This is a genomic window from Vibrio ruber DSM 16370, assembly GCF_900163965.1.
Taxonomy (GTDB): Bacteria; Pseudomonadota; Gammaproteobacteria; order Enterobacterales; family Vibrionaceae; genus Vibrio; species Vibrio ruber.
Window position 1 is genome coordinate 1 of the sequence record NZ_FULE01000011.1, and the last position, 18,142, is coordinate 18,142.

Here is an 18,142-nt window from a genome sequence, read left to right on the forward strand (position 1 = left end):
TTTTTCTTGCTTGAGCTGCCTTACCCACTTATCCATTGTCGATTTACCAACACCCATGGCTTTTGCAGCTTCAACAACGGTGTAGTTTTGATCGAGAACAAGTTGCGCTGCTTCGAGTTTGAATTCCGCACTGAAAGTGCGTCTGGTACGCTTGGTCATAGTTTCACCTGTCATGCTATGAGGTGTATTTTAACACCTCTAATCAGGTGGCCAAATTCACCGTACCACTACAGAATGACTTTATCCATTTTTATTTAGATTCCCTATGATTTTCAACTTCGTACATATTATCCGAATTGAATCGATTATAGGGAGAGTTATCATCAAATATATCGTTTTTTCAATGGTCTTAACTTATACCGTGTTATCACTGCCACATGGCATCTACGGCTGATTTGGTGTTACGTTCATTCATAAACTGTGTCAAATCTGGAGACAAAAGCAATCCGGAACATCCCGTCAGACCGATTGTGTAACCAGACACATGCGAAATCCCCAGCTTTCTTATGCTCAAGGTATCCGGCTTGCCTCCCAGTGCCAGCGCAATATCTCCCCCATAAGCATTAGAAAAGTATGATTTTTCCTGAATTGTGTCGCAAAGTGACCCTGCGTATATCGCCACCGCCACCAAAATCGCTCACGATACCGATATCAAATCACAGCTGGCATCACCATGACAAAACCACAAATCATCACAAAAATAGTACCGCTCGACGCGGTAACGGTTTGTTTTGCCCACGGCTCATAGTAGGATAACCGCGATGAAAACAGCACTCGACCATCTCCCGGAGCGGAAGCAACAAGAACTTCACACCATCACCACCGTATTACGCGATACGCTGGATGATTTCTTACGCAACAAAAATGGCAGTAAAGCTGAGTTTCGGATTCTTAAAATTATCCTGTTTGGCAGCCATGCCAAAGGCACCTGGGTCAGTGATCGTCCCAACGGTTATATCAGCGACTACGATATTCTGGTGATCGTCAACCGCTCGGCATTGGTCGAAGAGTACGCGGTGTGGCACAGTGCCGAAGAGCAGATTGCGCGTCGGGTTAACTCCGCCCCGCTCGGCTTGATTGTCCACACACTCAATGAAGTCCATCAGCAGCTTCAGCAAGGTCACTACTTCTTTAAAGATATTCGAGAACAGGGCATTGAACTGTTCAGCGCCGATAAGCGGGAACTGCCCATGCCGGGGAATTTAAGTGAAGCTGAATTTCGAGTGATTGCCGAAACACATTTCAATCATTGGTTTAAAAGTGCAGGAAACTACTACAAACATTATCAATTGAGCCTTGAAGATGATGACATAAATCTTTCTGCATTTATGCTTCACCAAGCAGCCGAACGCTCATTCGCCTGTACCCTATTAGTATGTACCAACTATCTGCCCAAAACACATAATCTCGAAAGCCTACGCTCGATGTGCGCCCAGCAAGATCCGGCCTTTGCCGAACTGTTCCCGATGGAAAACAAGTTCCACCGCCGCAGCTTCCAGCGCCTCAAACGCGCCTACATCGATGCCCGCTATTCCGAACATTACGAAATCACCGCAGAAGAGCTGACGTATTTACAAAGTGAAGTAGATAAATTACGGGAAATGACGGAACGAGTTTGCCGGGGAAGGATTGGAAATGCAGGATAATGGCCAGTCTCTGTGGGGGAATTTTTGAATAAAGATCCCATTACCATTCCCTAAGCAGAAAAAATGCGCTTACTTCAAATAGAACATTTTACTTATAGCGTGATACTATTCCTGCACATTTTCATTGGTTAGGTATAGGTTATTTTATGACATCTAGGCATGTTGCTGGCTTATTTTTTATATTAATTATTATCGCTATATCATTAGCAAATGCATCAGCATATGTAGGCGATATTATTGAACAATTTTTAGAGTTCCTTGGCGGAATTATTACAGTCTTAGTATTAATTGGCCTCTTTGGTATCTGGCGAGACATAAAAGTTTTCAAAGAGAAAGAATTTAAGCTTATTGGAATTTTATATCCTGCATTAATCATATGTGAAACTATCTATCCGGTCATTGAATATTCAGAGCAAAATTTTCCTGAGTATTGGTGGGGTTCTCATTTATTAGAATTTTTATTTTCGCTTTATATTCTCAGTGTCTTTATTAGTAAAAAAAGGAAAGCATAATGCCATCACTTACAGGTCAATTAGCAGAACTAAGAAAGTATGGTGTTATTGGCTCAATGTTATATAAATTATATCAACAGTATGAAGCTAAACAAGATGCTAACGAAACATATAAAGAACTGACTGTTGTATTAGATGGGCTTTGGTCTGAAGGATACAGATTCGAATCAAAAGAAGTTCAAGCAGTTGTTACGTTACTGCGTGAACTTCCAGCCCCCGGAGCAAGAAAAAGAAGCTTTGAGAGAAGATATCTTGTCGATGAATATACTCTAAAACAATTACCACATGACCCCAGAAGAATTTCACCCGGATATTGGCACTAATTAAAAAGCAATATAACAGCCCGCAGATGATGATGTGGGCTTTTTATTATCTACCCCTAAGGGTTTTCTTGTTCATCAAATGTGATCAGATTATTGCGACAGACTATGTAACCAACACTTCTATTAATTCATTTAAATCTTGTTATTTAACGTAAGAAATCAAACCAATAAATAAGATATGAACGTGCTGTATAGGCTAAACCGTATAGTATTATTTTAGGGGATGATTACAAGAAAAACTCAGCCCCATCAATCCATACTTCCGCCCATATGCGCCACCTTCCAAAATTTAACATTTTAACAACAAATAGAATATTTATGTGATTTAAATCACAATAAACAGCAGTGATCTAGATCTATTTTATCCATAGATTATTTTTTGATCTAATTTTTGTCGATCTTGATCACAACAAAGCCGTGTTGAGTGTTTAATAATCAAACCATAACAAAATAAGGAGAATCCTATGAAAATTGGTATCGTGATTAGCGGCGGAGATGGCGCTGGTATCAATAACTTTATCTTTCAGGTGGCTAGACTATCCGGTGCGGATATCACGATTTTTAATGGCGGTATCTACGGGTTGCTCAACGGCAGCAAGATTGATATCAGCTACCGCGATTTGATTGACTACTCGATTTCTTCAATGCCGATTATTTCATCGGGGCGTTCTGAGCGGTATTTAAACCCGAAAGAGTACGAACAGATCGCAACACGTTTAAAGAAGGAAAAGATATCGGTGCTGATTCTGGCCGGTGGTGACGGCTCGATGAAGTTTCTGCATAAACTCAGTGAGTATGGCGTCAACTGTTTCGGCGTCGGGATGACGGTGGATAATGATTTAGCAGGGTCTGAATATACGATTGGATTTTCAACCGCCTGTGAAGAAGTGTTACATGAAGTGACCAAATTAAGAAATACCGGCCGGGCACTGCCGAATCGTGTCTTTCTGGTTGAAGTGCTCGGGGCATATTGTGGTGAATTAACGCTTCAGTCGGCGATAAAATCAAATGCTGATTTTGCCTTGATTCCTGAGTATATGATTCCGATTGAAGAATTAGCCAGCCGGGTAAAAGATAAATTAGCTATTCAAAATAGCGTGATTATTTTATGTGCTGAAAGTTATACCCATGAATATACCCCCGGATTTCAGGGTGCCATTGATACCGTGGCAGAACAGTTGGAACCTTTAATTGGTATCAGAATAAGAAAGACCACATTAGGGTTTGGTTTAAGAAACGGAGACCCGACCACTGAAGAAATTTATCAGGGTACGATTGCTGCCAGTGAAGTCGTACGTTGTATAAAGAGCGGCATGGCGAATAAAGTTATTGTCATTAACGCCAGTAATAAACCGATTCCGGTTGATCTCAATACAATGGAAAACCGGACAATTGATAAGGAAGGCCACTATTTTAAACTTGCCAAACAATTAGAAATTATATGAAAACATAATATAACGTGATGAAAGATAGAACATGAAGAAGGATTAGCTCATGACTTATAACATATGGTGTGTGTGCGGTTGTGGTTTGGGCTCTAGTTTTGCGTTAGAAATGACAGCAAAGCCCATACTCGAAAAACTCGGTATTGATTTTAGTTTAAACCATACCACGGTATCTGAGGTTTTAGCATTAAAACCGGATGCAATTATTACCTCAACTTCATTCTCTGATGCAATAAAAGCAAGTGCCTCTCCCGAGGATGCAGAAAAAATAATTACTATCCAGAAATTTACTGACAGTAATGAAATGGAAGAGAAATTAAATAAGTTCTTTCTTCATAAACAATAATATTTCTCTGTTTATTTTATTTATCTAATCCACAAACATAGCTTAATGAAAAATTAAGCTATGGGTACCCTATTGATTAAAAATGGAGCACATATTATGAGCGCCTTTTTCGAATTTATTGTAAAAGACTTATTAGGCCAGGCATCAATACTCATTGCATTTATTGCCATGATTGGCCTGATATTACAGAAAAAAACCTACGGCAAAATATTTGAAGGCACATTTAAAACTATGCTGGGCTTTTTAGTGATGATGGCCGGTATTAATATTATTGTCGAAACCCTCACCTTTCTTAATCAAATTTTCACCACCGGTTTCGGCATGTCGGGCTATATTACTGATGTCGCCGCGATTGCGGGGGTTGCCAATAAACAATTAGGCAGCGAAGTAGCATTAACCCTCTTGGTGATATTCGCCACTAATATTTTGATCGCCCGCTTCACACCATGGAAATATATATTTCTCACCGGTCAGGCGTTGCTATGGATGAGTACCATTGGTGCCGTCATTGGCTACAAAGCCGGATTAACCGGACTCCCCCTGATCCTGACCGGTGGGATCTTCGGCGGCATCATGGCGGTTGCCATGCCCGCTATCGCGCAGCCTGTGGTACGTCGCATTACCGGCAACGACAGTATCGCACTGGGGCACTTCTGTACCATTGGTTATATGGTTCAGGCCGCGGTCGCCAAAGTGGTCGGCAAAAACTCCAAATCAACCGAAGACATTCAACTGCCGCAAGCCTTCTCTTTTTTAAATGATACCTACCTGTCGATGGCTGTGGTGATGATCCCGATGTATCTCATCCCGGCAATCGCTGCCGGTCCGGAATACATTGCGAAATATTCCAACGGGATGAACTACCTGATGTATGCATTCATGCAGGCAATGGTGTTTGTTGCCGGGGTCTTTGTGCTCTACTCCGGGGTACGTCTGTTACTGCAAGAGTTAGTCCCTGCATTCCAGGGGATTGCCATGCGTTTGGTGCCGAATGCCAAGCCTGCGTTAGATTGTCCGGTGCTGTTCCCTTATGCACCCAATGCCGTGATTCTGGGCTTCCTGTCCACCACCGTGGGTACGGTGATTGGCATGTTGCTGTTCCCGATGTTCGGACTGGCGATGATCCTGCCCGGCTTATTAACCAACTTCTTCGCCGGTGGTACAGCGGGGATTTTCGGCAACGCAATGGGTGGCCGACGCGGTGCCATTATCGGTGGTGTCGTCCACGGCTTATTTATCACCTTCTTACCCGCCATTCTGATCCCACTGCTTGAAACCTATGGTTTTGTCGGTGTGACCTTCAGTGACTCCGATGTAATTTCATCCGGTTTGCTGCTCGGCAACGCCTTCAACGGTGACTGGGGATTTGTGGTGACATTCATCGTCTTCGTTATCGCCATTACCTATTTCGTCAACAAATCGCTCTCTCGCACTGAAGATAAAAAGGATATCGCTAATGAAACTGCTTAATTTCAAACAACTCTTGCCCATTGCACAACAACGTGGTTTTCATGCGGTGGGGTCGTTTAACTTACACTGTCTTGAAATGCTGCCCGCTTATTTCGAAGCAGCGCTCGATACCAATTCACCATTGATGATCCAAATCTCAACGGGGACTGCGGAATATTTAGGCCGTGAGCTATTGGTGAGTTCGATTCAATCCTTGGCGGAAAAACACGATGTCCCCACCTGTTTACATCTGGATCACTGCTCCAATATCGATGACATCAAAAAAGCCATCGACAGTGGGTTCAGCAGTGTGATGTATGATGGTTCACATTTACCGTTAGCGGAAAATATCGCCAACACCAATATTGTTCTTGATTACGCCCGACAGTTTAATGTCACTGTCGAGGCAGAATTAGGCGCCATTGGCGGTGCGGAAGATGGTAAAGCCGTTGCGGAGAGTGACATCGCTTTTACATCGGTAGCAGAGGCAACCCAGTTTGTCCGCGAAGCTGATGTCGATATGCTGGCCGTCAGTATTGGCACGGTGCACGGGTCTTACACCGCCAAAACCAATATTCAGCACCAATTATTGGCAGAAATTCATCAGGCGGTCGACAAGTCACTGGTTCTTCATGGCGGTACCGGTGTCAGTGATGAAGATATGCATTATGTCATCCGCCACGGGATGGACAAAGTCAACGTCGGTACTGAAATGAATGTCCAGTGGGTGAAACACTGTCAGGACACCTTCTCCAGCGGCAAAGTCGATGACTCGGTGCGCAAGTTCTTTATTCCGGCTCGCAAGGCAGTCAGAGCGGTGATTGCGGAGAAGATGCGCCTGTTTCAATAACAGAGACGTAAATAACAGATAGTTCAATCACATCGTTTCAATCTCGATTCAGCGCCCCGCGACAGCGGGGCCATTGAGGAGGCTCATATGCAATTCCTGAAAAAGTTATTCGCTGGCCACAACACCCCGGTTGTCACTGAAAGTGAGGCGGATGCCATTCACCAAGCCATTTTGCAACTGGAACAACAGTATGCCGCAACCCCCGGTGATATAACCCTGCGGCAAAATCTGTTGGTGAAATATACTCAGGCAGCCTCGATTTATGCCCAAGTTCCTGCGTACCAAAATTGTGTCAATGATGTGTTTGATAAAATGAATGCGCTGAGAAATACCGCGCGGAAAAATTTCTGAGAAGGAAACCATATGCTGAAAGCGCTTTTAGTGGAAGCCAATGCGATCCAGTTACAAGTGGATGCAAAAAACTGGCAAGAGGCACTCGATATTGCCGCCCGACCACTGTTGGAGCATCACTTTATCAATCCCTCTTATTTGCATGCGATTAAAACAACCACGGAAGAAACCGGCCCTTATTATGTGTTTGAAGACGAACGGTTTGCACTGCCCCATGCCCGGCCGGAGGACGGCGTCAACCGGCTTGGTTTTAGTTTAGTCACCCTCAAACATCCGATTACCATTCAATCAAGTCCTGAAGTGGATCTGATTATCATGTTATGTGCTTTAGATGGTCACAGCCATATTGAACAAGGACTAAGACCCATTTTTGAACGGCTCAGTGACGCTAGGATCCGGGAGCAATTAAAACAGGCAACGACGAAAGAAGAGGTACTGAATTTATTATGAAAACTGTCATTCTTGTTAACGGAATCCCAGCGTCAGGCAAAAGCACGACGGCAACCAAAATTGCCGATTACTTTACCTGTCCCTATCTGTCGATCGATACCATTAAAGAGCCGTTTATGGGGCTGTATCACGATGTGGATCGCAACCTCAACCGCAAACTCGGTCAGGCCGCTTATCAAGTCATTTGGAACACGATCGCCCAGGCTCCCGACGAATGTGTGTATGTGGTCGATGCCTGGTTTGGGTTCCGCCCCAAAGCCGAGCTGCTCCGGTATGTGGATGAAGCCAATATTGATCATGTGATCGAAGTGTGGAATCAAGTATCGCCGGGAACGGTAGTTGAACGTTACAAACAGCGTTTGCCCTACCGAAAAAAAGGCCATCCCGGAGCTGAGTATCTGCCGGAACTGGAAAGATTAGCCCGACAAGCGCAGCCGATGAACATTGGGGAGCTGATCTGGCTCGATCAGGATGATACGCCGAGTCACGCCAAGCTGTTACCGGAGATTACCGACCGGATAGCAACCCTGTCCCCCGTCAAAAAAACCATCAACTATTAATTCATGAACTATCGTCTAATCCATGAACTATCGTCAAATGCCCTGCCACTGTAGGGCTATCTACACAAACACACCAAAAGTGTTGACAGAACCATCCGGATTTACCGATTGATATAGCTTTGTCGGTATCGGCTCGGAGTACATCCGCTGGCAAACTTAAACCGATTGGAAAAATGCCCCGATGAACTAAAACCACACTGCAAAGCGATGGTGACTAAAGACAGTTCGGTTGTCTTCAGCAGCGTTTTCGCCAGCAGTAAGCGCTGCTGCATCACATATTGATGTGGTGCCAGTCCGACGGATTGTTTAAACATCCGCGCAAAATGATATTCACTTAAATTCGCTACTTCAGCCAAATCAGCAAGTTGGATGTTGGCACTCAAATTTTCCTCAATATAGGCCTTCACCCGGGTAAGCTGGAAAGGCGCAAGTCCACCGGTAACGGCTATCGGCTCCCATTTAAAATGGGTGTAGTGGCGAACTAAATGGGTGAGCAATAGTGTCGTCACGGAGCTCAGGGCTAAGCGATCCGCGGTATCATCCCAGCTCAGATTCAATAAAAATTGCCGGTACAGCGTCGTGACTTGCGGGTCATCAGCAAAGATCCGTTCATCGACACTGAGTCCGTACGGACTCTTGTCCCACACCGATTCCGCAACCTGTTTTAAATGCCGGTCAGTAAAATAAAAATGAACAAATGATAAGGCGCCGCGAATATCCCAGACAGACGAATAATCTTTGGGCATCAGGCACATCCGGTCTGGCTTGCCACCGTTACGCCAGCCGTGCGGTGTTTTCAGGAAAGATTGATAACCATCTTTGACATATAAACTCAAGGTATGATGCTCAGGCGCACTGACATCTACCAGCGCATGTTGATTATACCAGGATGTCACTCCGGTACCGTTGTCCAGCACCGTTGAATCAAGCTGCTGCGCCTTCTGCTGCTGTAAGCATTCAATCATCCGGTACGGCTCAGACATGGTTTATCCTCTCCGGTATATCAACTTTAACCAGAAACCAGTTTATGGCTAATCATGATGGCAAGCAAACCGATCCCGGCCGCCTTTCTCAAAAAACCCGCAAGAATATGTAAATGATCAGCAAGCCCCTGTAATCCCGGTCATGGCAACACGGTTAAAATCACCGTCGTACGATTCAGACGGATAAAACAAAATATGATTAACGGTTCACTCTATCTCATCACTGTCCTCATCTGGGGGACAACCTGGTTTGCGATTGCACTCCAAACGGGCAACGTCCCCGCAATGGTTTCGGTATTCTACCGCTTTGCGATTGCCTCATGTCTGCTCATTGCCATTCTGAAATGGTCAGGCAAACTACAAGCCATCAATCGACGCGATCACCTCTTCTGTCTGCTGCAAGGGGTGTGCGTGTTCTGTCTGAATTTCTTATGCTTTTATTCAGCCAATCACTATATCAACAGCGGCTTAGAATCGGTTTTATTTTCAATGGCGATTGTGTTTAACGCGATCAATGGCGTGATATTTCTCGGTCAGCGCATTACCTACCGGCTCGCCATTGCCAGTCTGATCGGTATTTCAGGGATTGTTTGTCTGTTCTGGGAGAGTGTCTTCGCCAATGATTTTGATACCTCAACCCTATACGGCATCGGCTTGTGCCTGCTGGGAACCTACGGCTTCTCGCTCGGTAATATGATCAGTGCCCGTCATCAAAAAAGAGGCAATGATGTCTTATCCACCAATGCGTATGCAATGCTCTATGGCGCGCTCACCATGCTACTGATCATTGGGGTCACCGATACGCATTTCACCATTGATACCACTGTCAGCTACCTTGGCGCGCTCTTTTATCTGGCGATTTTTGGCACGGTGATTGGCTTTGGCACTTACTTTGCGCTGGTGGGACGTATCGGGACAGGCGCGGCTGCTTATGCGACGATCTTATTTCCGTTAGTGGCGTTATCGATCTCAACGCAGTTTGAAGGTTATGTCTGGACACAAAGCGCGATGGTTGGATTGGTACTGATTCTGACCGGTAATATCGTGATGTTTTTGAAAGTGCCCCCCCCCTGCCGAAGCCACGCTCGAAAGCCATTATCAGTTAATTGGCGCCGGCTTTTGAGCAAGGATCACTCTGCTCACCACAGTAGGCTTTCACTCTTGATGTGATTAATAACTCAAAAATAAAACCCCGTACTGACATATTTGTGATCGAGTACGGGGTTTAATTTGTCACAGATATTGCTATCTAGGGGTGGGTATGTTTATGCTCTTAGTCAGGCATAGTCTTCCAATCATCATATCTGTCAACATAGTCTGGGCGATAGTGAAATGACGGAGACACTGCCAATAAAGATAAGCGCAACCTAGGATTGTTACTGTTCCTATCAGGCAAAACCTAAATAAGTCGGCATCCATTGATGGGTGTTGAGTTGTTTAGGTTTTTTTTATCCACATTTTTGATAACGATAATTCAGAGAGCCATGTCATGAATGACCACACCATCCCTATCAATATTGTTGAACCATCACAGCAGTCGGGGCCTGCGCTGCGCTTACCGAAACTCGGTGATGATGATTACTATGTCTATCACAACATGGTTAAACCGACAGGATCGTTATGTAATCTGGATTGTACGTATTGTTTTTATCTGCATAAAGAACAGCTCTTGAACCAGTCCAAACGTCCAAGAATGGCTCCTGATTTACTGGAACTCCATATCCGCCAGTACATGGAAGCCAATACAGGCCCCAGTGTCGATTTCACCTGGCAAGGGGGAGAGCCGACGCTCGCAGGGCTCGATTTTTATAAAAAAGTCGTCCGCATCCAACAAAAATATAAACGCCCGGATCAAATCGTTTATAACGACTTACAAACTAACGGCTTGCTTTTGGATGATGAATGGTGCCTGTTTTTGAAGGAACATGATTTTCTGGTCGGTCTGTCAATCGATGGTCCGGCAGAATTTCACGACCTTTATCGTTACACCAAAACCAAAATGCCAACCCATGCCAGAGTGATGGAAACCGTCGCACTGCTCCACCAATATGACATCCCGTTTAATGCGCTGTGTGTGGTCAATCGTGACAATGCACAACAGCCGTTGGCTGTCTATCGCTTCCTCCGCGATCAGGTGAAGCCACGTATCATTCAATTTATTCCCGGCATCGAAACCAAAGATTTTGAATCGGTCGCCCCGGGTCAGTGGGATCCGGATAAACTACCAATGCTTTCTTCTCCGGCAGCAAGACCCGGCAATGAAGATTCCGTCGTGACCGACTGGAGCGTTGATCCAATCGATTGGGGTAACTTTCTTTGTACAGTTTGGGATGAATGGTTTCAGCGCGATTTTGGTCAAACCTTTGTCGATCAGTTCGAAAATGTCATTTCAATCATGTTCAATCACGGTCCGCAGAAATGCGTTAATGCGCAAGTTTGTGGTAAGGCTGTTGCGATTGAACACAATGGTGATATCTACTCCTGCGATCACTTTGTCTACCCGGAATATAAACTGGGTAACATTCAACAGGTTCATCAGGGGGATTTAGTATTCTCTGACGCACAGAAAAAATTTGGCTTTGCTAAATTTGAGTCTTTACCGAAACATTGTAACCAATGTTTCTTTCTCAATTTATGTTGGGGAGAGTGCCCGAAAAGCCGCTTCATCCGCACCCCGGACGGTGAGGCGGGGCTTAGCTATCTTTGCTCAGGTCTCAAGCTATTCTATGCCAAAGCGACCAATGCCTATCCCACACTGAAACAACGCCTTAAGTTGTAAGTCTCAACTCTCGGATCGAACCGTCAATAATGTTGCGCCATGTTCTATCGGGTCTCCCTTTTGAACATGGCATATCACTTCACCATACTGCGCTGAATCTCTGATAATCACCACAGTCTCCAAGTCATAACCCATATCAGAAATGATCGTATGATCAAAATGAATGAGCTGCTGCCCACGCTTCACCGGTGTCCCTTTTGGTAAAGCAGCAGAAAAATGCATCCCTTCCAGTTTGGCTGTATCAATACCGATATGAATAAAGACTTCTACACCCCGCTGTGTTTTGATACCAATCGCATGACTGTGGTTAAAATCGGAGACAACTTCCCCATCAGCCGGTGCATACACGATGCCACTATCAGGGATAATTACAATTCCTGCCCCTAAAATCCCCATCGAAAAAATTGAATCTGCCGACTCTTCAAGCGGAAGAATCTCTCCGGATAAAGGTGAAGAAATGATTTCACTGAATACACTTTGAGCCGCTTCACCGGCGACCATTTGTTGCACCTTTCCTTGCCAGCTTGGGTCTCCGGACCAATCTCCGGTATCAGTGGCAAGTGACGGTTTCCTTTCCTGTTTATGCTCTTTCCCAACATCCGCGTTTGGCCGGAGAGAGGCTTTCTGAACCGGCTGGCCGGAAAAATAATAACTCAGATACCCGGCAAATAATGTGGCAATGAGATTGGCTGCTAAAGCAGCATAAACGGTAATATCAATCCCATGTTCAGGAATCATTTGTGTCAGCGTAAACAGGCTCATCACGCCCATAGAATAGACTTTGGCTTGATAAAGCCCCATCAATCCTCCCCCTAAAGCGCCTCCCAGACAACCAAACAGGAAAGGACGTTTTCTTGGCAAGGTAAACCCGTATATTGCAGGTTCCGTTATACCAAACAGCGCAGTCACTGAAGCAGACCCCAATAACCCTCTGCGCTTACGATCTTTTTCACGAAAAAACAGTCCGAGACAAGCTCCCGCCTGCCCGAAGACGGCTGGCATCAATAAAGGCACCAACACATCATAGCCATAAACAGAAATATTATTGATTATCGCAGGCACCAGCCCCCAATGAATCCCAAACACAACCAGAATTTCCCAGATCCCCCCCATCAGTAACCCGGCAATACCCGGCTCAACCTGATAAAGCGTAATAAGCAGCCATGAGATTTTAGAAGCAATCAAAGAAGAGAGCGGCCCGATAAAAATAAAGGTAATCGGGACAGTCACAGCGAGACACAGTGCAGGGATCAACAAATCAGAAAAAGAAAACTTCATAAATTTTGCGAGCAAATACTCTAGCTTCGCATTCACCCAAGTTGCCAGTATTACCGGCAGAACACTCGACGAATAATCAATATAATAAATGGGTAAGCCTAAAAACGTATCACTTCCCTGACTGCTATAAGCCTCTTGCGAGAAAAATAACTCAGCGGTGTTGGCAATATCAGGATGAACCATAGCAGCACCGATAGCCATCCCCACAAACGGACGCCCCTTAAATTTTTTAGCTGCGGTATAACCGAGAAAAACCGGCAGGAAGATGAACGTTGATGTCGATGCCAGATTGAGTAAGCGATATATACCGCTATCAGGAGTAATCCAGCCCAGTGCGGAACATAACATCAACATACCATTGAGGATCCCGGCTCCGGCTAATAATCCGAGTAACGGTGTGAAAATGCTGGTAATGATATCGATAGACTGGTTAAAAAATCCGTGAACGTGTTTCTCTTCCACGTTTTCGCCTAACAATACCATGAGCTCATGATAGATTTGAGCGACATGCCCCCCGACCACAATATGATACTGGCCAAAATTCGTCATCACCGCGACAACTTCCGGCAAATCAAGCAATTTTTCACCTGCGACTTGCTCTTCATTTTTCAACACAAAACGCAAGCGTGTCGTACAATGAACGACGCTTTTGATATTATTCGCACCACCGACAAAGATAAGAATCTGGCTCGCCAGCTCCTGATAATGATCCATTTCACTTTTCTCTGCGATTATGAATGAGCAGCCCGTCTGACCCGTTCGATATGGACAGTCAGAAACATCATCTCTTCCGAAGTCATCACATGCTGATATTTTTTCTCGACGTACTGACCAATTTTCACGGTACAGTCAAACGACTTAGGGTACTTCTCTTTAATAGAGATAAATAAGGAATCGTCATCAGATTCAATAGTTGTTTTATGAATGAGCCGATGGGCAAAAAACTTCAGATGAGTAACTAACCGTTGAAAATCGGGGCTTTTATCATCCAGACTGATTTCCATCTGATACTGGATCATCTGCACAATATCACGAATCAGATTGGTCACACTGATGGTATTGTTCATATCTTCATTAAGCTGCGCATTCACCAAATGTAACGTGATAAAGCCCGCTTCATCTTCACCAAACTGAATCCCCGAAGCCTCCTTCAATAAACGCAATGCTTCAAGGCCGACCCGATATTCCTGCGGATAAAGTTGCCGGATTTCCCATAACATCGCATTTTTGACCTGCTGCCCTTGCATCATTCGCTCCAAAGCAAAAAACAAGTGGTCGGCCAGTGAAATACGCACACTCGGATGCAACTGCCCCGGTAAATCCCGTTCAGCTAAGCTCACAATTGATTCCGTCACAGAAAGCAGTTCTAAAGGGATTTTTTCCAGCAGTTCAAGATAACGGGTATCAACCGCTTTATCGTCGGTCTTGGCCAGTGTAAAGACTTTCTCAATGAGCTGTTGATCAATCGACATTCCTTGCTTCATTTGAAAGCCGATCCCTTTGCCCATCACCACCACTTCGTTCCCATGCTCATCAATAGAAATAATGACATTATTGTTCAGTAATTTTTCAACCTGCATGTTCATCCAAACTCATTTTTTATATAAAAAAACCTGAAGATTTCAAAGCAAAATGCGACTCGCAAATGCTTTGAAATCTCCAGGTTTTGCATGCTTGTGCATTAGCAATCCATGTTCTTTATCAAAATAGCATGTATTTTGAAGCGCTATCAATGAAAGATCATATAACTGTGCAGTCCAGCACAGCATCAATAGCAATTCTCTTGATGACCCATATCAACGTTCTGTCATGCTTATTTGATAGAATTATAACTTGCAACACACCACTGTGCTTATATTCATTCAAGCCGCATCAATCATTACGGATAGATCGATAGTAAAGAGATTACAATGGCAGACAAAAGAGTCAGTTTTTCCGAGAATGACAGTCTCATATCAACTACATCCCCTGACAGTTATATCACCTACTGCAATGAAGATTTTTGCCGCGTTGCCGGTTATCAACCAACAGAACTTCTCGGTAACCCCCATAATGTAATTCGTCATCATGACATGCCGAAAGCAGCTTTTGGCCAAATGTGGGACTATATTCAATCCGGCAACAGCTGGATGGGGCTGGTCAAAAATCAATGTAAAAATTCCGGTCATTATTGGGTCTCAGCTTTTGTTACGCCCATCATGGGAACAAATGGAAAAATCTACGAATATCAATCCGTCAGAACCCAGCCAACCGATGCACAGATTTCAAGGGCAAGCGCACTGTATCATCGTTTAAAAAAAGGCCCTGTCACCATCAGACGTATCCCATGGTTCAATCTGCTACTGGGCGTCACATTGATACAGCTTGCCACTCTGTGCGCATTTGCTTTTTCACTCTTTTCGCTCCCCATTACGCTCGGGATGATGCTCCCATTGTTTCTGCTCCAGATTGCCTGTTCATTGCGGCTGAAACAACGCATGACCACCTTGAATAAACTGGCTCAGGATCATTACAACAACCCCCTCATGGAACAACCATATACAGGCTATTGTGACGATCTCTCTCGCATTGAGCTGGCACTGCTGATGAAGCGTGCAGAGTTAAGAGCCGCAACTGCACGGGCTAAAGAAACATCCGCAACTTTGCTTCAGGCAGCCAATGAAGAAGTTCACAATCGCACTCTCATTGATCAAGAGCTGAACGGACAGGAAACAGCAACCAATGCAATGGCTGTATCTGCTGAAGAAATGCAGGCCTCAATTGATGAAGTCTCCGAGCAGGCAAAACAGAGTGCTGAATTTGCGAACGATGCGCAAAACAAAGCGCAGGAGGGCACCCAAACCATTGACGAAGCCGTCCTCACCGTTCATCTCCTGAGTCAACATTTAACCCATTCAAAAACCGCGCTGGAACAACTTTATCGTGACGTTGACGGAATAGAAACGATTCTGGAAATGATTCAGGGCATCGCTGAACAAACCAACTTATTGGCTCTCAATGCCGCGATTGAAGCGGCAAGAGCCGGTGAACACGGGCGCGGCTTTGCCGTGGTCGCCGATGAAGTACGCGCCTTATCTGGCAAAACCAGTTCCGCTGTCGGAGACATTCGCTCGAGAATTGAAGAGTTGCAAACAACCGTCAATAAAACGGGACAGTTAATGGAAGAAGGGGTCAAAGCTTCAGAGCAAAGTGTCGCCAAATCACAACAAAGTAAGGCATCATTCGCAGCCATTGTGCATGACTTGGTCTCTATCGGCGAGCAAAGTGCATTCACGGCACAAGCCATTACCGAACAAGTGCAAGTGACGAAAGGGATCAACGAACACGTACTGCGGATGAATGATGCCATTCAGTCCACCAAATCACTCTCGTCATCATCGGTTGAGCGCACCAATGCACTTGTAACACGGCTGGAAAGTCTGCAACGGCTGGTCGAGCAATTTAGTCAGTCATAAACATACAACATCCGGACAGCATCAACACGATCCGGATGTATAATCGTTCATCAAGTGACTGAATCAGAAAGTCACTGAATCAAAAAACAAAAAACGGCTTAATCAAGGTTAACTCGGCTAAAGTTCACCTGATGTCCGCCGGTATTTTCAGTGGTACTGGTTGAATAGAACAGCGACACCTGCCCATCGGTATTCAAAAATGCTTCACTTCCTGCTGCCACTTGTACCGTGATATGCTGATGCTTACGCGGGTCAACATAACTCATACCGACTGTCGGAATCTCATTCCCTTCTTTATCACTGGCACTCCCTGCCACTTCAACACGATATGTGGTATTCGGGTCAACAAAATGAACTTGTGCACTCCCCTGACCGGCACCGATATTGTGACGATTGACATCGACCTCAACACTCTCCGGAGCAGGCAGAACACCACAGAATTTCGCGGTGATTTGGGTGATTCTTAACGTCTCACCGGAGAGCGTCCGGCCAAGACCCAGCTCAATTTCTCCGTCGGTCAGCGCATTGAGATACATCGATCTGGTCATGTTCATCCGCACTGATGAACTCCCGGGGAACAAAATACCACCATTATTACTGGAAGAATTGGGCAACACCCCCCACAAATACTGCTTCTTTGTTACCGCTGAAGCGAGTTGTACATTCAGCGTAAAGTCCCGCGGATTCTCAATCTCTGAACTCTCAAACTTAAACACAACATGACGGATACTTCCCCATGACGATGAGTCGTAATTAATGGTCATCGCGGGATTAAAGGTAATCGTTTTCTCAAACCATTGTGAACCGTCAGTATATTCCGGATAGCAGCCCGTCGCAGCCGACACCGAAGCGCCCCACAATGCGGTGACAACAAATGCAACAGCACGCTTTACTTGTTTCTTCATATTCACTCCATATATTGTGTTAAACAAAAGGAGCTCAATAATAAACTAAGTGAATATATAAAAAATCACTTTTAAAACAAACAATTAAAATGTGAAAAATATCTCTGCCGACCGCTATTACTATTTTCGATAAATAGCATTGTCACTTTCTCCGACAAACCGATACACTCTCCCCAAAATCATCTCTCAGAATTTAGCTATGCAAAACCATGACAACCACGCTGATGAAGCGGCAGAAATTGAAATCGAAGCGATTGGCATTGAAGTCAACCATCAGCCCATAGAACTATATAAAGTTCTGAAATTAGCCAATGTGCTCAGCGGTGGCGGAGAAGCCAAATATGCGATTGCTGAAGGATATGTTGTGGTCAATGGTGAGGTCGAACGGCGCAAACGCTGTAAAATCTATGACGGTGATCTCGTCGAGTTTAACGGTGAATACTATCTGGTGATTTGTGATGTCCCTGTGGCTGAGCCATCACCGTCTGACACCATACAGAAAAAAGCGAATAAAAAGGCATCTCAGACAACAACTTCAGAGCATGCTTCACAGCATAAAAGCAAAAATAACCGGGCGAAAAATTCCGCAGCGAAGAAAAAGTCACCGCAGCCAAAACAGCAAAAGACCAATCCGAATAGCTCAACCACGGGAAAAAATAATCAGCCTGAACCGGATAAAAAAACCACTGAACGTGATGCGGTTAGTGGACGCAACTCGATTAAATTTTTCTAATGCGATGGCGTGGGGTTGGCTGATGAAGTCACAGCGCATTGGTAATGAAGAGCTGGTGATAGCAGTTATCAGAGAGC

20 protein-coding genes are annotated in these 18,142 nt (G+C 44.9%); 14 read left to right on the forward strand and 6 right to left on the reverse strand.

Annotation, left to right across the window (positions count from 1 at the left end; genetic code table 11):
* Together VR7878_RS03265 and VR7878_RS03270 are read right to left on the reverse strand one after the other, a co-directional pair.
* On the reverse strand, positions 1–159 hold a 159-nt coding region (locus VR7878_RS03265; RefSeq protein WP_077333472.1), incomplete at its 3' end, for a transposase.
* A 208-nt stretch (positions 160–367) separates the two neighbouring features.
* Positions 368–628, reverse strand: coding sequence for a hypothetical protein (locus VR7878_RS03270; RefSeq protein ID WP_077333416.1), 261 nt, complete (start codon positions 626–628; stop codon positions 368–370).
* A gap of 133 nt (positions 629–761) precedes the next feature.
* On the opposite strand from VR7878_RS03270, the gene VR7878_RS03275 reads away from it, so the two are divergent.
* From VR7878_RS03275 to VR7878_RS03320, 10 genes are all read left to right on the forward strand, one after another.
* Positions 762–1,646 carry a HEPN domain-containing protein gene (locus tag VR7878_RS03275; protein ID WP_077333418.1) on the forward strand — a complete coding sequence of 295 codons (885 nt, stop codon included), beginning with the start codon at positions 762–764 and terminating at the stop codon, positions 1,644–1,646.
* Between the two features lie 146 nt (positions 1,647–1,792).
* Positions 1,793–2,158 carry a hypothetical protein gene (locus tag VR7878_RS03280; protein WP_077333420.1) on the forward strand — a complete coding sequence of 122 codons (366 nt, stop codon included), beginning with the start codon at positions 1,793–1,795 and terminating at the stop codon, positions 2,156–2,158.
* Positions 2,158–2,481, forward strand: a complete 324-nt coding sequence (locus VR7878_RS03285; protein WP_077333422.1) for a hypothetical protein — start codon at positions 2,158–2,160, stop codon at positions 2,479–2,481. The genes VR7878_RS03280 and VR7878_RS03285 overlap by 1 nt, the downstream gene beginning before the upstream one ends.
* A gap of 464 nt (positions 2,482–2,945) precedes the next feature.
* The gene (locus VR7878_RS03290) at positions 2,946–3,926 is read left to right on the forward strand and encodes a 6-phosphofructokinase (RefSeq protein WP_077333424.1); all 981 of its coding nucleotides are present in this window, start codon (positions 2,946–2,948) and stop codon (positions 3,924–3,926) included.
* Between the two features lie 49 nt (positions 3,927–3,975).
* Positions 3,976–4,272, forward strand: coding sequence for a PTS sugar transporter subunit IIB (locus VR7878_RS03295; protein WP_077333426.1), 297 nt, complete (start codon positions 3,976–3,978; stop codon positions 4,270–4,272).
* 96 nt (positions 4,273–4,368) lie between these two features.
* Positions 4,369–5,742, forward strand: coding sequence for a PTS sugar transporter subunit IIC (locus tag VR7878_RS03300; RefSeq protein WP_077333474.1), 1,374 nt, complete (start codon positions 4,369–4,371; stop codon positions 5,740–5,742).
* Complete coding sequence (locus VR7878_RS03305; RefSeq protein WP_077333428.1) at positions 5,729–6,571, forward strand: class II fructose-bisphosphate aldolase; 843 nt, start codon at positions 5,729–5,731, stop codon at positions 6,569–6,571. The genes VR7878_RS03300 and VR7878_RS03305 overlap by 14 nt, the downstream gene beginning before the upstream one ends.
* 87 nt (positions 6,572–6,658) lie before the next feature.
* Complete coding sequence (locus VR7878_RS03310) at positions 6,659–6,922, forward strand: hypothetical protein (protein ID WP_077333431.1); 264 nt, start codon at positions 6,659–6,661, stop codon at positions 6,920–6,922.
* Positions 6,923–6,934: 12 nt separating this feature from the next.
* Positions 6,935–7,372, forward strand: coding sequence for a PTS sugar transporter subunit IIA (locus VR7878_RS03315; RefSeq protein ID WP_077333433.1), 438 nt, complete (start codon positions 6,935–6,937; stop codon positions 7,370–7,372).
* Positions 7,369–7,932 carry a P-loop nucleotide/nucleoside kinase family protein gene (locus VR7878_RS03320; RefSeq protein WP_077333435.1) on the forward strand — a complete coding sequence of 188 codons (564 nt, stop codon included), beginning with the start codon at positions 7,369–7,371 and terminating at the stop codon, positions 7,930–7,932. Before VR7878_RS03315 ends, VR7878_RS03320 begins: the two co-directional genes overlap by 4 nt.
* A 101-nt stretch (positions 7,933–8,033) precedes the next feature.
* On the opposite strand, the gene VR7878_RS03325 is transcribed toward VR7878_RS03320, so the two are convergent.
* Entirely contained in the window at positions 8,034–8,915 is an 882-nt protein-coding gene (locus VR7878_RS03325) for an AraC family transcriptional regulator (protein ID WP_077333437.1), read from the reverse strand.
* 195 nt (positions 8,916–9,110) lie between these two features.
* On the opposite strand from VR7878_RS03325, the gene VR7878_RS03330 reads away from it, so the two are divergent.
* Together VR7878_RS03330 and VR7878_RS03335 are read left to right on the forward strand one after the other, a co-directional pair.
* Positions 9,111–10,085 (forward strand): DMT family transporter, encoded by a 975-nt coding sequence (locus tag VR7878_RS03330; RefSeq protein WP_205409412.1) that lies wholly within the window; start codon positions 9,111–9,113, stop codon positions 10,083–10,085.
* Positions 10,086–10,404: 319 nt separating this feature from the next.
* The gene (locus tag VR7878_RS03335; protein ID WP_077333439.1) at positions 10,405–11,694 is read left to right on the forward strand and encodes an anaerobic sulfatase maturase; all 1,290 of its coding nucleotides are present in this window, start codon (positions 10,405–10,407) and stop codon (positions 11,692–11,694) included.
* A 3-nt stretch (positions 11,695–11,697) separates the two neighbouring features.
* Here VR7878_RS03335 and VR7878_RS03340 read toward each other — a convergent pair whose 3' ends face one another.
* Positions 11,698–13,686 (reverse strand): glucose PTS transporter subunit IIA, encoded by a 1,989-nt coding sequence (locus tag VR7878_RS03340; RefSeq protein WP_077333441.1) that lies wholly within the window; start codon positions 13,684–13,686, stop codon positions 11,698–11,700.
* A gap of 17 nt (positions 13,687–13,703) precedes the next feature.
* Entirely contained in the window at positions 13,704–14,558 is an 855-nt protein-coding gene (gene licT, locus VR7878_RS03345; protein ID WP_205409413.1) for a BglG family transcription antiterminator LicT, read from the reverse strand.
* A 324-nt stretch (positions 14,559–14,882) separates the two neighbouring features.
* Between licT and VR7878_RS03350 the strand changes: the two genes are divergently transcribed.
* Positions 14,883–16,427 (forward strand): methyl-accepting chemotaxis protein, encoded by a 1,545-nt coding sequence (locus tag VR7878_RS03350; RefSeq protein WP_077333443.1) that lies wholly within the window; start codon positions 14,883–14,885, stop codon positions 16,425–16,427.
* A 98-nt stretch (positions 16,428–16,525) separates the two neighbouring features.
* Here the strand turns inward: VR7878_RS03350 and VR7878_RS03355 are convergent, their stop codons facing one another.
* A complete protein-coding gene (locus tag VR7878_RS03355) occupies positions 16,526–17,332 on the reverse strand; it encodes a hypothetical protein (protein WP_077333445.1) in 807 nt (268 codons plus the stop codon).
* 199 nt (positions 17,333–17,531) lie between these two features.
* On the opposite strand from VR7878_RS03355, the gene VR7878_RS03360 reads away from it, so the two are divergent.
* The gene (locus VR7878_RS03360; protein WP_077333447.1) at positions 17,532–18,065 is read left to right on the forward strand and encodes an RNA-binding S4 domain-containing protein; all 534 of its coding nucleotides are present in this window, start codon (positions 17,532–17,534) and stop codon (positions 18,063–18,065) included.
* Positions 18,066–18,142 lie beyond the last annotated feature (77 nt).

What these genes read in the sequence shown, in the direction of transcription:
- VR7878_RS03275 (WP_077333418.1), top strand. Translation starts at nt 762, where the DNA reads ATGAAAACAGCACTCGACCATCTCCCGGAGCGGAAGCAACAAGAACTT.
- VR7878_RS03280 (WP_077333420.1), top strand. Translation starts at nt 1,793, where the DNA reads ATGACATCTAGGCATGTTGCTGGCTTATTTTTTATATTAATTATTATC.
- VR7878_RS03285 (WP_077333422.1), top strand. Translation starts at nt 2,158, where the DNA reads ATGCCATCACTTACAGGTCAATTAGCAGAACTAAGAAAGTATGGTGTT.
- VR7878_RS03290 (WP_077333424.1), top strand. Translation starts at nt 2,946, where the DNA reads ATGAAAATTGGTATCGTGATTAGCGGCGGAGATGGCGCTGGTATCAAT.
- VR7878_RS03295 (WP_077333426.1), top strand. Translation starts at nt 3,976, where the DNA reads ATGACTTATAACATATGGTGTGTGTGCGGTTGTGGTTTGGGCTCTAGT.
- VR7878_RS03300 (WP_077333474.1), top strand. Translation starts at nt 4,369, where the DNA reads ATGAGCGCCTTTTTCGAATTTATTGTAAAAGACTTATTAGGCCAGGCA.
- VR7878_RS03305 (WP_077333428.1), top strand. Translation starts at nt 5,729, where the DNA reads ATGAAACTGCTTAATTTCAAACAACTCTTGCCCATTGCACAACAACGT.
- VR7878_RS03310 (WP_077333431.1), top strand. Translation starts at nt 6,659, where the DNA reads ATGCAATTCCTGAAAAAGTTATTCGCTGGCCACAACACCCCGGTTGTC.
- VR7878_RS03315 (WP_077333433.1), top strand. Translation starts at nt 6,935, where the DNA reads ATGCTGAAAGCGCTTTTAGTGGAAGCCAATGCGATCCAGTTACAAGTG.
- VR7878_RS03320 (WP_077333435.1), top strand. Translation starts at nt 7,369, where the DNA reads ATGAAAACTGTCATTCTTGTTAACGGAATCCCAGCGTCAGGCAAAAGC.
- VR7878_RS03325 (WP_077333437.1), bottom strand. Translation starts at nt 8,915, where the DNA reads ATGTCTGAGCCGTACCGGATGATTGAATGCTTACAGCAGCAGAAGGCG.
- VR7878_RS03330 (WP_205409412.1), top strand. Translation starts at nt 9,111, where the DNA reads ATGATTAACGGTTCACTCTATCTCATCACTGTCCTCATCTGGGGGACA.
- VR7878_RS03335 (WP_077333439.1), top strand. Translation starts at nt 10,405, where the DNA reads ATGAATGACCACACCATCCCTATCAATATTGTTGAACCATCACAGCAG.
- VR7878_RS03340 (WP_077333441.1), bottom strand. Translation starts at nt 13,686, where the DNA reads ATGGATCATTATCAGGAGCTGGCGAGCCAGATTCTTATCTTTGTCGGT.
- licT (WP_205409413.1), bottom strand. Translation starts at nt 14,558, where the DNA reads ATGAACATGCAGGTTGAAAAATTACTGAACAATAATGTCATTATTTCT.
- VR7878_RS03350 (WP_077333443.1), top strand. Translation starts at nt 14,883, where the DNA reads ATGGCAGACAAAAGAGTCAGTTTTTCCGAGAATGACAGTCTCATATCA.
- VR7878_RS03355 (WP_077333445.1), bottom strand. Translation starts at nt 17,332, where the DNA reads ATGAAGAAACAAGTAAAGCGTGCTGTTGCATTTGTTGTCACCGCATTG.
- VR7878_RS03360 (WP_077333447.1), top strand. Translation starts at nt 17,532, where the DNA reads ATGCAAAACCATGACAACCACGCTGATGAAGCGGCAGAAATTGAAATC.